Annotated in this window: 10 protein-coding genes; 1 reads left to right on the top strand and 9 read right to left on the bottom strand. The window is 75.4% G+C overall.

What is annotated here, in order from left to right:
* Window positions 1-93 precede the first annotated feature (93 nt).
* On the bottom strand, window positions 94-1146 hold the full coding sequence (locus EDD29_RS16110) for a DUF4267 domain-containing protein (RefSeq protein WP_246052800.1): 1053 nt from the start codon (window positions 1144-1146) through the stop codon (window positions 94-96).
* Window positions 1147-1236: 90 nt separating this feature from the next.
* Here EDD29_RS16110 and EDD29_RS16105 point away from each other — a divergent pair, with 90 nt between their 5' ends.
* A complete protein-coding gene (locus EDD29_RS16105; RefSeq protein WP_123665192.1) occupies window positions 1237-4401 on the top strand; it encodes an ATP-binding protein in 3165 nt (1054 codons plus the stop codon).
* 157 nt (window positions 4402-4558) lie between these two features.
* Here the strand turns inward: EDD29_RS16105 and EDD29_RS16100 are convergent, their stop codons facing one another.
* The 8 genes from EDD29_RS16100 to EDD29_RS16065 form a co-directional block, all read right to left on the bottom strand.
* Window positions 4559-5521, bottom strand: a complete 963-nt coding sequence (locus EDD29_RS16100) for an alpha/beta hydrolase (RefSeq protein WP_123665191.1) — start codon at window positions 5519-5521, stop codon at window positions 4559-4561.
* The gene (locus tag EDD29_RS16095; protein ID WP_211359745.1) at window positions 5518-6258 is read right to left on the bottom strand and encodes a FadR/GntR family transcriptional regulator; all 741 of its coding nucleotides are present in this window, start codon (window positions 6256-6258) and stop codon (window positions 5518-5520) included. Before EDD29_RS16095 ends, EDD29_RS16100 begins: the two co-directional genes overlap by 4 nt.
* Window positions 6259-6347: 89 nt before the next feature.
* The gene (locus EDD29_RS16090) at window positions 6348-7058 is read right to left on the bottom strand and encodes an N-acetylmannosamine-6-phosphate 2-epimerase (RefSeq protein ID WP_123665190.1); all 711 of its coding nucleotides are present in this window, start codon (window positions 7056-7058) and stop codon (window positions 6348-6350) included.
* Complete coding sequence (locus EDD29_RS16085) at window positions 7055-7969, bottom strand: ROK family protein (protein ID WP_211359744.1); 915 nt, start codon at window positions 7967-7969, stop codon at window positions 7055-7057. The genes EDD29_RS16090 and EDD29_RS16085 overlap by 4 nt, the downstream gene beginning before the upstream one ends.
* On the bottom strand, window positions 7966-8910 hold the full coding sequence (locus EDD29_RS16080; RefSeq protein ID WP_123665189.1) for a dihydrodipicolinate synthase family protein: 945 nt from the start codon (window positions 8908-8910) through the stop codon (window positions 7966-7968). The genes EDD29_RS16085 and EDD29_RS16080 overlap by 4 nt, the downstream gene beginning before the upstream one ends.
* Window positions 8907-9941 (bottom strand): oligopeptide/dipeptide ABC transporter ATP-binding protein, encoded by a 1035-nt coding sequence (locus EDD29_RS16075; RefSeq protein WP_123665188.1) that lies wholly within the window; start codon window positions 9939-9941, stop codon window positions 8907-8909. Before EDD29_RS16075 ends, EDD29_RS16080 begins: the two co-directional genes overlap by 4 nt.
* Window positions 9938-11872 carry a dipeptide/oligopeptide/nickel ABC transporter permease/ATP-binding protein gene (locus EDD29_RS16070; RefSeq protein WP_211359743.1) on the bottom strand — a complete coding sequence of 645 codons (1935 nt, stop codon included), beginning with the start codon at window positions 11870-11872 and terminating at the stop codon, window positions 9938-9940. The genes EDD29_RS16075 and EDD29_RS16070 overlap by 4 nt, the downstream gene beginning before the upstream one ends.
* Window positions 11869-12828 (bottom strand): ABC transporter permease, encoded by a 960-nt coding sequence (locus tag EDD29_RS16065; protein ID WP_123665187.1) that lies wholly within the window; start codon window positions 12826-12828, stop codon window positions 11869-11871. Before EDD29_RS16065 ends, EDD29_RS16070 begins: the two co-directional genes overlap by 4 nt.
* Window positions 12829-12834 lie beyond the last annotated feature (6 nt).

Here is a 12834-nt window from a genome sequence, read left to right as displayed (position 1 = left end):
CCCTCCTCCCCGCCCTCGCCTTCCTTCGAAGGCCACGGCCGGGCCTCCGGGGCCTCCGGGGCCGTCGGCCCCGGAGGCCCGGCCCCGGCCCCGTCAGCGGCGGCGGGCGGCGCGCACGAGCAGCAGGCCCGAGGCGAGGACCGCCGCCGACGTCAGGCCGTGGACACCGAGCGCGGTCGCCGTCGAACCGCGGTGCGCGAAGATCGTCAGCATGTCCCCGGCCGGGATCGTCGCGAACGCGAGCATCACCCAGCCGAGCGCCTCGCGCCGGCCCGCGGCCAGCAGCGCGAAGACGGTGAGGCCCGTGGCGAGGTCGCGCACGCCCTTGAGGTTCAGCCAGGCGGCGGCGTCGCCTTCCGGCCAGGCCGGGAGGCCGAAGCCCGGCGCGGTGCCCATCGGGTCGAGGAGGTAGGAGAGCCCGACATAGGTGATGCCGACGCCGGTGAGGGCGGCGAGCGCGGTGCCGGTGCGGGACGTCCGGACGTCCTCGCGGAGCCGTCGCATCCGGCGGGCGTGGTGGCGCGCTCCGTAGAGCCGCCACACCGCGCGGGCCGGCGCGGGCAGCCCGGCGAGGATCTCCGTGCGCTCCTGCGGGGTCGCGTCCTCCAGGACGACGCCGAGGAGCGTCAGGAGCTTGGTCTTGGGGGTGTGCTCGGCGAAGTGGTCGCCCTGGGCGTTCCATTCGGCCTCGGTGAGGTGGCGTTCGGCGAGCGGGAGCAGGTGCGCCTCCTCGTCGTCCAGGTGCTCGACCAGGACGGCGCGGTGCTCGGCGAGCGCGGCGGCCAGGGCGTCGCGGGCGGCGGCGTCGGCCGACCGCGTCCACGGCCCGACGAGGCCGCGCAGCCGTTCGATGGTGGCGGCCACCTTCGCGTGCTGGGCCTCCATCCGCAGCACGATGTCGGCGTCCAGGTCCACCCGGGACAGCAGAGTCGGCCAGATCAGCTCGTCCTCGCCGTGGTGGTGGTTGTGCAGGCCGACCAGGTAGTCGGAGAGGTGCGCGGCGATCGCGCCCGCGCGGCGGACGTCGCCGGGCCGGGTGGCGCCGACCAGCTCGGCCAGGACGCGGGACTCGCGGCGGAGGCCGCGGTGGATGACGACCATGGAGTGGGTGAAGGAGCGGGCGGCGGGGAGCGTGTCGGTGTTCATGTCCGTAAGGCTGCCCGGGCCGTCTTGGAGCCGACATGGAACCTCACTTGGAGGCCGCAGAGGCCGCCGCGGATATTACGATCATGGGCGATGGTAGGCATTCGGGTGTTCGGAGCGTTCGAGGCGGAGGTGTCGGGCGCTCGGGTGGCGCTGGGCGGGCCACGGCAGCGGGCCGTGCTCGCGCTGCTGGTCGCCGCGCGCGGTCAGGTCGTCTCGGTGGACCGCATGATCGAGGACCTGTGGCAGGGCGAGCCCCCCGCCCAGGCCGTCACGTCCCTGCAGGCCTATGTCTCCAACCTGCGCAGGCTGCTGGAGCCGGAGCGCCCGCCGCGCGCCCCCGCCCGGGTGCTCGTCTCCGTCGCGCCCGGGTACGCGCTGCGCCTCCCCGACGCCGCCGTGGACGCCTGGTGGTTCGACGCCCTCGCTCAGGATCCCGGGCGCCTCGCCGAAGCGCTGGCGCTGTGGCGCGGCCCGGCCTTCGCGGAGTTCGCCGACGAGCCGTGGGCCCAGGCCGAGATCGGCAGGCTCGCCGCGCTGCGCCTGGCCGTCCGCGAGCGGCACGTCGCCGCCCTCCTGCGCGCGGGCGACGCCGCGGGCGCGGTGCCCGAGGCCGAGCTCCTCACCGGCGACGATCCCCTGCGCGAGGAGGGCTGGCGCCTGCTGGCGCTGGCGCTGTGGAACGCGGGCCGCCAGGCCGACGCCCTCGCCGCCCTGCGCCGGGCCCGGACGACGCTCGCCGACGAACTCGGGCTCGATCCCGGCCCCGCGCTGGCGGACCTGGAAGGGGCGATCCTCCAGCAGCGCACCGGCCTTCCCGGGCCCGTCCCCTCGCCCACGCCCCCGCCTGCCCCCGACCGCGACCTGTTCCTCGGCCGCGACGACGAACTCGCCGCGCTGATCGGGCTCGCGGCCCAGGGCGGCCCGCGGGTCGCGCTCGTCACCGGCGAGGCCGGGCTGGGCAAGACCGCGCTGCTGACCCGGCTGGCCGACGTGCTGGAGCAGCGCGGCTGGTCCGTCGTGGCCGGCCGCTGCCCCGAAAGCGAGGGCGCTCCACCGGCCTGGGCCTGGACGGAGGCCCTGACCTCACTCGCCCGGCACGTCCCGGCCCCCGAGGCGATCGCGCCGCTGCTGCGGGACGCGTCCGCCGCGGTTCCCCTGGACAGCACGGCGGGCCGGTTCCGGCTCCACCGCGCCGTCTGGGCCTGGCTGAACGACACGGCCCGGCGGCGGCCGCTCGCCGTCCTGCTCGACGACCTGCACTGGGCGGACGCCGAGACGCTGACGCTGCTGGCCGCCGTCTCCGGCGACGCGCCCGTACTCCTGGTCGCCGCCTTCCGGGGCGACGAGATCGGCGCGCGCCTCACCGGCACGCTCGCCGTCCTCGCCCGCCGCTCCCCACTCCGGCTGGCGCTGCGCGGGCTGCCCGCGCAGGCGGTCGCCCGGATCATCACCGCCGAGTGCGGCGCCGGCGTGGACGCCGCGACGGTCGCGGCGCTCGCCGAACGCACCGGAGGCAACCCCTTCTATGTCCGGGAGAGCGCGCGGCTGCTCAGCAGCGAGGGCGCGCTCGTGGCGACCTCGGAGGTCCCGGAGGGCGTCCGCGACGTCCTGCGCCGCCGTCTCGCGCGCCTGCCGGAGGCGGCCGTGGCCGTGCTGCGCCTCGCCGCGCTCGCGGGCCGCGAAACCGAGGTGGACACGCTCATCCTGGCGGCCGACACCGACGAGGACGGGGTGCTCGACGCGCTCGACGCCGGGCTCGTCGCCGGGCTGCTCGCCGAACGGGCGACGGGCGGGATCCGGTTCACGCACGCGCTCGTCCAGGACACGATGGTCGCCGACCTCAGCGCGCCGCGCCGCGCCCGGATGCACGCCCGCCTGGGCGCCGCCCTGGAACGCCTCGCGCCCGGCGACGCGCCCGCGCTGGCCTACCACTTCCACCGCGCCGCCTCGGCCGCGACCGCCGCCAAGGCCGTCGCGTACGCCGTCCGGGCCGCCGACCTGGCCGAGGCCCGCTACGCGCACGAGACCGCGGTAGACCTGCTCACCCAGGCCCTCGCGTCATTCGAACGCCTGCCGAGCCGGGACGACGCCGACCGCGTCGACCTGCTGGGCCGGCTGCTGCGCGCCCAGGCCCGGGCGGGCGCCATCCAGGACGCCCGCGCCACCCGGGAGGTCGCGGTCGATCTCGCCGAGCGGGCCCTGCGCGACGACCTGCTGATCGCCGCCTTCACCGCGTGGACCGAACCCGCCCCCTGGCAGCTCCGCCCCTACGGCGTCGTCGACCACCGCCTCGTCGCCCTGCTGTCCCGCCTGCTGACGCGCCCCGGGCTCGCCCCGGACGTGCGGTGCCGCCTCCTCGACGCCTACGCCGCCGAGCTGTCGGGCACCGGCGACCCGCGAGGGCGGGCCGCCGCCCGGGAGGCGGTCGAGATCGCCCGCGGTGTGGGCGATCCGAAGCTGCGCGTGCTGACGCTCCTCACGCTCGGCCGTGAGCAGGACGACCGCACGGTCGGCGACCAGGCGGCGCACGCCGACGAGCTGCGCGCCCTCGGCGCCGAACACGACATGCCCGACGCGTTGTGGGCGGGCACGTACAACCTCGCGGGGGCCATCGTGCGGCACGGCCGCCCCGGGGAGGTGCGCGCCCTGGTCGCCGAGGCGGCGGAAGTGGCCCGCCGCTACCGGATGCCCGAGGCGTCCGCCGTCAACGAGATCGCGCAGGCCGCCCTCGCCCACGCCGGAGGCCGCCTGGACGACGCGGAACGCCACTACGCCGCGGCGACCGCCGCGATGGAGGCGCAGGGATCCCTGCACGCCGCCGGGTTCCGCCTGCTCGCGCGCGCGAGCCTCGCGGTGACGCGCGGCGGGCTCGCCGAGTTCGCCACCGAGGACGTGCCCCCCGCACTGGTCCCCGTGTTCGCCGACGTGCTCGCCGCCGCGCACGCCGCGGCGGGCCGACTCGACGAGGCGCGCCGGCTCCACGCGTCCGCCGCCCCGATCCAGCCGGACTACTTCTTCACGACGTTCTGCACCTTCCGCGCCATGACGGCCCTGGCCTTGAGCGACGTCCAGGAGGCCGCGCACCTGTACGAGGCGCTGCTCCCCCACCGGGACGACCCTCCCGCCGGCCTGGAAAGCCTTTCCCTCGCCCTCCCGCCCCCCGCCGCCACCCTCGCCGCCCTGGCCTCCCTCCTCGGCAAGGACCCCGCCCCCCACCTCCACCGCGCCACCGAGCTCACCGCCCTCTGGAAGTGACGTCCTCGGCCAGGAGCACCGCCTCCGCCGCATGAGGCCGACGGACTTCACCGTGATGGCGGGCGAACTTCCCCCGCACGGCCACAGGACGTCCGCCCGTCCCGCACCCGGGGACGGGCGGACACCGTTTCCATGGGCGGAGCCGCAGCGCGGCGGGTCAGGCGGAGAGGAGGTCGGTGAGGTCGCGGGCGGCGGTGCGGGCGGCGGTCTCGGCGGCGGCGGAGACTCCGCCGAGGCTGAAGTAGCCGTGGTTGAGGGTGGGCCAGCGGCGTTCGATGACGCGGACGCCGGAGGCGGTGAGGCGGCGGGCGTAGGCGGCGCCCTCGTCGCGCAGCGGGTCGAAGCCCGCGGTGTGGACGACGGCGGGCGCCGCGCCGGACAGGTCGGCGGCCCGCAGCGGGGAGGAGCGCCAGTCGGGGGCGGCCGGGTCCACGCCGTAGGCCCGGGTGAAGTCGGCCATCGCCGGGGTGGTCAGGCCGTACCCCTCCAGCGCCCGGGACGGGTAGAGGGCGTTCACCTCGTGGTCGGTGTAGCCGCCGAGCAGGTCGGTGACCGGGACGATGAGGAGCTGCGCGGCGAGCGGCGTCGCGGTGTCCCGGCAGGCCAGGGCCGCGGAGGCCGCGAGCTGGGCCCCCGCGCTGTCCCCCGCCACGACGACCCGGGCGGGATCGCCGCCCAGCTCCGCGAGGTGCGCGTGCGCCCACCGGGTCGCGGCGAGGGCGTCGTCGAACGCGGCGGGGAACACGTGCTCGGGCGCCAGCCGGTAGTCGACCGAGACGACGACCGCCGACGCCTCAACGCACAGCCGCCGGACGTGCTGGGCGTGCGTGTCGGTGCCTCCGGCGATCCAGCCGCCTCCGTGGAGGTACACGATCGTCGGGCAGGGCCCCTGGACGCCGGGCCGGAGGAGCCGGGCGGGCAGGGTGCCCGCCTCGGTGTCCAGGACGATCGCCGACTCCGCGGCGGGCACGGCCGGGGCCTCCAGGAGCGCGCGGGCGCGGTCGTTCACCGCGCGGGAGTGCGCCCGCACGCCGTCGATGCCGGTGTCGGCGGCCGTGGGGTCGGCGGCCCGCGCCGCCAGCCACGCCGCGATGTCCGGGTCGAACACGGGGGCCGTCACGAGGTCTCACCGAGCCTTTCCCGGATGCCCTGGAAGTGCAGCAGGATCGCCGCGCCGGCGCGGGCGGCGTCCCGGGCCGCGACCGCCTCGTAGATCTCGCGGTGGGCGGCGATGATGCCCGCCGGATCGCGGTCGGCCGGGGCGAGTTCGTGGCTCAGGTCGTGGTACACGTCCCAGAAGACCCGCAGGAGCTGGCTCATCAGCTGGTTGCCGAGGGGGGCGTAGAGCTGGTCGTGGAACGCCCGGTCGGCGGCGTCCCCCGCCTCGCCCTGCCCGGCGTGCCGCTCCAGTTCCTCCAGGCACTCCCTCAGAGCGGTGAGGTCCGCGTCGGAGACGACCGCGACGAGCTGCCCCATCAGCCCGGCCTCCAGCGCCTGGCGCAGGGCGATGATCTCGTAGATCTCCTGCCGGTCGCCGCGCAGCGACTTGCGGCCGCGGAACACCAGGGCGTCGGCGAACGGATCGAGCGAGCAGTCTCCGACATAGGTCCCGAAACCATGCCGGATCTCCACGATCCCCAGCGCCTGAAGCGCCTTCAGCGCCTCGCGGACCGAGTTGCGGCTGATACCGAGGTGGTCGACGAGTTCGGCCTCGGTGGGCATGGGGTCGCCGGTGGCGAGGTTGTTGGCCAGGATCCACTCTTTGATCTGTTCCTGGATGGCCCGTTGCGCCTCACGTGAGCGCTTGGCCGGGCTGTAGTGCGAAACCATCTCCACGATGTCCCCGAGGTATTTCATCTGTTCGACAAGGTCGGACGTCCTTCATCTGGCACCTTAGTGCCCGGGCGGAGGCCGGGCATGTCCGATGAATCGGACGGTCGAACCCGTCATCTCCCGGCCTCCGGGCGGCCGTCCTCGACCCCGCGGACGAAGTCCCGCGTGATCCGCACCGGATCGGTGATCGCGGTGCCGACGACGACCGCCAGCGCCCCCGTCCGCATCGCGGCGCCCGCCTCGTGCGGGGTGCGGTACCTGCCCTCGGCGATGACGGGCACGGAAGGCAGCGCCTGCACGAGCCGCGCGACGAGGTCGAGGTCGGGCTCTTCCGGAGGAGTCCCACCGGTCGTGTACCCCGACAGGGTCGTCCCGACCACGTCGGCTCCGGCCGCCGCGGCGTACAGGCCGTCCTCGAACGTCGCGACGTCGGCCATCACCAGCCGCCCCGCCTCGTGCACGGCCGAGACGGTGTCGCGCAGGGACCGCCCGTCGGGGCGGGGCCGCACGGTTCCGTCCACCGCGACGACGTCGGCGCCCGCGGCGACGACGGCGAGGGCGGCAGCGACGGTCGGCGTGATGAAGACGTCCGCGCCTGGGTCCTTGGTCAGCCCGACCACGGGGAGGTCCACGGCGGCGCGGACCGCGGCCACGTCGGCGACGCCGCCGACGCCGCCGCACCGGATCGCCGCTGCGCCGCCCTCGACGGCGGCGAGCGCCATCCGCACGATCGCGGAGGTGTCGCGGAACGGATGGCCGTGGCCGGCCTGGCAGGAGACGATCAGCCGTCCGGAGACGGCGGCGAGGAACGCGTCGCGGTTCACCGGGCCACCGCCTCGACGTCCCCGGCGAGCAGCGCCGCGCCGACGAGCGGCGCGTCCGTGCCCAGTTCCGCGGCCACGACCGGGACCGCGCGCAGGGGCGGCAGGACCTCGGCGCGCAACGCCTCGGCCAGTGGGTCGAGGAAGGCGGCCCCGATGCCGGCGACACCCCCGCCGATGACGACGAGGTCGGCGTCCATCGCGGACAGCACTCCGGCGAGCGTACGGCCGAGCAGGCGGGCGGCGCCGGTCACCGCGGCGCGCGCGTCGGGGTCACCGGCGCGCATCCGTTCGGCGACGGCCGTCAGCGGGAGGAGGTCGCCGCCGGTCCGCCGCCGGTAGGCGGCGGCGATGGCGGGACCGGACGCGACCGCCTCGAGGTGGTCGCGGCGACCGCAGCCGCAGGCCGTGTCACCGGCCTCGGGAACGAGTAGATGGGCGAGTTCCCCGGCCGTGCCGTGCGGGCCCCTGCGCGGCCTGCCGCCGAGGGTGAACGCGCCCCCGATCCCGGTCCCGACGGAGACGAACAGCGCCTCCTCGGCGGCGCGGGCGGCCCCGAGGACCGCCTCGCCGAGCGCCATCACCCGCACGTCGTTGTCGACGGCGACCGGCACGCCGAGCCGGTCGCCGAGCCCCGCGCGGACTTCGGTCCCGGCCCAGCCGGGCAGGGTGTCCGTCGCGGAGACGATGGTCCCCCCGCCGTCGACGACGCCGGGCACGCCGACGCCGGCGGCGCGGACCGGCAGGCCCGCCGCGACCTCCGCGGCGAGCCCGGCGACCGCGTCCAGGACCGCGCGGCCGCCGGTCCGCGGCGTCGGCCCGGCGCCGCGCGCCACGACCTGCCCGTCCTGGTCGACCACGCCGACGGCGATCTTCGTGCCGCCCACGTCGATCCCGAGGTTCACGGGGGTCACAGGAGCCCGGCCCCCTTGAGCAGGTCGGCCACGCGCGCGGTCTCCGCCGCGTCGAGCTGGATCTGCGGCGGCGCGGTGACGGGGTGGTCGATGACCCCGCGCAGGTGCAGGGCCGCCTTGAACGAGCCGAGCGCGGACGAGCCGCGCCCCATCCGGGCCGTTCCGCCGACGTCGACGATGTCGAACAGCCGGACCAGGCGCTCCTGCTCGGCCCGCGCCGCCGCCCAGTCCTGCTCACGGCAGAGCCGGAAGAGCCCGGTGTACCCGTGCGGGTCGACGTTGCCGAGGCCGGGGACGACGCCGTCCGCGCCCATGGCGAGCGCCGAGTCGACGGTCAGCTCGGAGCCGGTCAGCACGCTGAAGTCCGCGACCGCGGCGCCCGCCGCGTCGCGGGCGAGCAGCAGCCTGCGCAGCCCGCCCTCGTCGCCTGAGGAGTCCTTCACCCCGGCCAGGACGCCCTCGGCGGCGAGCCGCAGCAGCATCGCGGAGTCCAGCGCGGAGTGCACCGACACGGGCAGGTCGTAGGCGTAGACCGGGACCGCCGAGCGCTCGGCGAGGAACCGGAAATGCCGCTCGATCTCCACCGGGTGGGTGCGGGCGTAGAACGGCGCGGTGGCCACGACGCCGTCACAGCCCGCCTTCACCGCGTCGTCGATGTGCTCGGCGACCCGCAGCGTGGTCATGTCGATGGCGCCCGCGAGGACGGGGACCCGGCCCGCCGTCCGGGCGACCACGGTCTCCAGGACGCGGCGGCGGTGCCCGTCCGGCAGGTAGGCGACCTCGCTGGTAGAGCCGAGCGTGAACAGGCCGTCCACACCCGCGTCGATGAGGAAGTCGACGAGCCGTTCCAGCGAGGGGACGTCGATCTCCAGATCGGGGGTGAGCGGGGTGCAGACGGGCGGGATGACCCCGGTGAGACGGGTCCGGGTGGTCGTGGTCATGAGAGCTCCTGGGCGCGGGCGTCGGCCAGATCGGCCTCGCCGAGAACGGGATGGAAGCAGCGGTAGCGGTGCGCCGCGGCGGAGTGGTCGGCGGCGATCTCCGGCATCGCCTCGGCGCACCGGTCGTCGGCGCGCCAGCACCGGGTGCGGAACGGGCAGCCGCTCGGCGGGCGCACCGCCGAGGGGACGGGCCCGGTCAGCGGGATCGGCGTGATGGAGTGCAGCAGCGACGGGGTCGCCGACAGCAGCGCTCGGGTGTAGGGGTGCCGGGTGTCCTCGACGGACGCGGCCGGCGTCTCCTCCACGACCCTGCCGAGGTACATGGTGAGGATCCGGTCGGAGACCCGCCGGACGGTCTGGATGTCGTGCGAGATGTAGATCATCGCGAGGCCGAGCGTGCTCTTGAGATCGAGCAGCAGGTTGAGGATCTGCGCGCGCACCGACACGTCGAGGGCGGAGGTCGGCTCGTCGGCGATGAGGACGTCGGGGCCGAGGGCGAGCGCGCGGGCGATGGCGACGCGCTGCCGCTGCCCGCCGGACAGCTGGCTCGGCAGCACCCCTGCGGCCGAGGTCGGCAGGCCTACCAGGGACAGCAGTTCGGCGACCCGCGCGTCGCGCTCGGCGGGGGTGCCCCACCGGTGCACGTCCAGCGGGTCGCGGAGGATCTGCCGGACCGGCATCCGCCGGTTCATCGACGTGCTCGGGTCCTGGAAGACCATCCCGACGTGCCGGCCGATGCGGCGGCGGCGCTCACCCGCGCTCATCCGCCACAGGTCCTGCCCGCGGTGCCGGATCTCGCCGGACCGCGGCCGCTCCAGGCCGACGAGCACCTTGGCGAGCGTCGACTTGCCGCAGCCCGACTCGCCGACGATGCCCACGGTCTCGCCCTCGGCGACGGTCAGGCCGACCCCGGTCAGGGCGTGCACCCGCTCGGCGTTGAACGGGCCGCCGCCGCGCGTCCGGTAGACGACGTCGACGTCCTCGAGCTCGACCACCCGGGCGGAGCCCGCCTGGACGGGTACCTGCGTCATTTGGCCACCAGCTCTCGGTCGGCCCGCTCGGCGGGGTGATGACAGGCCACGAGGTGCCGTTCCGCGTCGCCGTCCAGGACGGGCCTGGTCGTCCGGCAGACGCCGGTGGCCATCGGGCAGCGGTCGGCGAACCGGCAGCCTGAGGGGAAGTCGGCGGGCGCGGGGACCGTGCCCATGATCTGGGTGAGCCGCGCGGCGCCCGACTCCAGGGACAGGACCGAGCCCAGGAGCCCGCGCGAGTAGTGGTGGGCGGGGTCGGCGAGGACGTCGGCCATGACGCCCTCCTCGACGATCCGGCCGCCGTACATGACCGCGACGCGGTCGCACACGTCGCTGACGAGCGCGATGTCGTGCGAGACCAGGATCAGCGCGAAGCCGAGTTCGGCGCGCAGCCGCAGCAGCAGCGCGATCACCTGGGCCTGGACCGTGACGTCCAGCGCGGTGGTCGGCTCGTCGGCGATGACCAGCTTCGGGTCGCGCGACAGCGCCATCGCGATGACGACCCGCTGCCGCTGCCCGCCGGACAGCTCGTGCGGGTAGGCGGCGAGGGTGCGCGCGGCGTCGAGCCCGACCAGCTCCATCAGCTCGGTCTCCGACCGGGTCCCGCCGCGGCGGACGAGCTGCTTCAGCTGGGCGCCGACCGTCATCGAGGGGTTGAGCGCCGACAGCGCGTCCTGGTAGATCATCGCCATCTGCCGGCCCAGGTAGCCGCGGCGCTCCCGCGCCGGGAGGGTCACGAGGTCCTTGCCGTCGAACTCGACCCGGCCGCCGATCCGCGCGCCCGCGGGCTGGAGGCCCATGAGGGTGAGCGCGGTCAGCGACTTGCCGCAGCCGGACTCGCCGACCAGTCCGAGCACCTCGCCCGGCCGGACGGCGAACGAGACGCCGTCGACGATGTCCACCCCTGCGTGCCGGTCGGCGAACCCGACGCGCAGGTCGCGCACCGTCAGCACCGGCTCCGCGGACGGCAGCGGGCGCGCCCGCTCGGCGAGCCTGGCCGCCGCGGCGGCCAGGCCGGGCAGCTCGGTGACCTCGCCCTTGCCGGGCGCGGCGGCCTCGAGCCGGTCGACGTCGCCCGGGGCGGCGGTCGCGGCGCGGGCGGCGGGGGCCGCCCAGGCGTCGAGGATTCCCTCGGACAGCAGGTTCAGCGACAGCACGGTGAGCAGGATGAGCAGGCCGGGGAAGAACGTCGCCCACCAGCCGTGGCTCGCCAGCAGGTACTGGCCGTAGGCGATGACGCTGCCCCAGGAGGACGGGCCCGCCTCGGGCTCCAGGCCGCCGCCGATGAACGACAGGGAGGCCTCGAACACGATCGCGTTGGCGACCATGACCGTCGCGAAGACGAGCACCGGGGCCGCGGTGTTCCGCACGACGTGCCGGGCGAGGATGTACGGCATCCGCGCGCCGATGACGCGCTCGGCCGCCACGTAGTCCTCCCGGCACTGCGCGACGACGTTGGCGCGGACGACCCGGGCGACCTGCGGGGTGAAGACGAACGCGATCGCGGCGATGAGGACGAGGAGGCTGTCCTTGCCGAACGCGACGACGAGGGTCGCGGCCAGCACGATCGTGGGGAACGCCATCACGACGTCGAGGACCCGCATGACGGTCTCGTCGACGGCCCTGCGGCTGCTGCCCGCGATCGCGCCGAGCACCGAGCCCGCCGCGAGCGCGAGGAACGTCGCGCCGAAGCCGATGACGAGGGAGCGGCGCGTGCCGGCGACGAGCCGGGAGTACACGTCGCGGCCGAGCCGGTCGACGCCGAACCAGAAGTCGCCGTTCGGGCCCGTCAGGGTGGGCGCCTGCCCGGGGGACGTCGGGTCGTGGGTGATCAGGAGCGGGGCGAAGATCCCGACCGCCACGATCAGCCCGACGAAGCCGAGGCCGACCTTCGAGGCCGTGGGAAGGCGCCGGAGCGCGCGGAGGATCACAGTGCTCCTCGCAGTCGGGGGTTGGCGATGAGGTAGAGGATGTCCACGACGAGGTTCACGACCACGAAGCCGAGGGCGATGGTGATGACCAGCCCGCGGGCCAGGCCGACGTCGTTCTGCTGGACGGCGCTCATGATCTGGGTGCCCATGCCGGGCAGCGAGAAGATCGCCTCGACGATGACGGTGCCGCCGATCAGGTAGCCGATCTGCACGCCGAGCACGGTGAGCGGGGTGACCAGCGCGTTGCGCAGGACGTTGCGGCCGACGACCACGACGGGCGGGAGGCCCGCGCCGATCGCGGTGCGGACGTAGTCGCGGTCGAGTTCCTCGACCATGGCGGTCCGCACGACCCGCGCCAGCGCGCACCCGACCGGGACGGCGAGGGAGATCGCGGGCAGCGCGAGGCTGAGGAACCAGTCGGACGGCGAGTCGGAGAAGGGTACGTACCTGCCGCTCGGGAAGGGTCCGCCGCCGATCTTGGACAGCCGCTGGATGAGCAGGATCGCCAGCCAGAACGTCGGGACGGCGATCCCGGCCATCGAGACGAGCCGGGTGACCTGGTCGGGCCAGCGGTCCCGGTAGAGGGCGCCGACCATGCCGAGCGTCAGCGCGACGACCAGCGCCCCGGCGACGCCCAGCACGGTCAGCTGGACGGTGACCGGCAGGGCGTCGCCGATGATCGAGCCGATCGAGGCGTTCAGCGAGAACGTGTGCCCGAGGTCGCCGTGGAAGAGCCCGCCGATGTACGACAGATAACGCGACCACAGCGGGTCGTCGAGGCCGTTGGCCGCGTTGAACGCCGCGATCTGGTCCGCACCGGCCTGGCTGCCCAGCACCGAGACCGCCGTGCTGTTCGGCGACAGCGCCATGACGAGGAAGACGAACAGGATGATGCCGAGCATCAGCGGGATCAGGGTCAGCGACCGGCGAAGGATCATGCCGAGGACGGCGGCCATCGACGG

This window comes from Actinocorallia herbida (assembly GCF_003751225.1).
GTDB lineage: Bacteria > Actinomycetota > Actinomycetes > Streptosporangiales > Streptosporangiaceae > Actinocorallia > Actinocorallia herbida.
This window is presented reverse-complemented; position numbering and strand designations above follow the sequence as displayed.

What these genes read in the sequence shown, in the direction of transcription:
- EDD29_RS16105 (WP_123665192.1), top strand. Translation starts at nt 1,237, where the DNA reads ATGGTAGGCATTCGGGTGTTCGGAGCGTTCGAGGCGGAGGTGTCGGGC.
- EDD29_RS16065 (WP_123665187.1), bottom strand. Translation starts at nt 12,828, where the DNA reads ATGGCCGCCGTCCTCGGCATGATCCTTCGCCGGTCGCTGACCCTGATC.
- EDD29_RS16080 (WP_123665189.1), bottom strand. Translation starts at nt 8,910, where the DNA reads ATGACCACGACCACCCGGACCCGTCTCACCGGGGTCATCCCGCCCGTC.
- EDD29_RS16075 (WP_123665188.1), bottom strand. Translation starts at nt 9,941, where the DNA reads ATGACGCAGGTACCCGTCCAGGCGGGCTCCGCCCGGGTGGTCGAGCTC.
- EDD29_RS16095 (WP_211359745.1), bottom strand. Translation starts at nt 6,258, where the DNA reads ATGAAATACCTCGGGGACATCGTGGAGATGGTTTCGCACTACAGCCCG.
- EDD29_RS16110 (WP_246052800.1), bottom strand. Translation starts at nt 1,146, where the DNA reads ATGAACACCGACACGCTCCCCGCCGCCCGCTCCTTCACCCACTCCATG.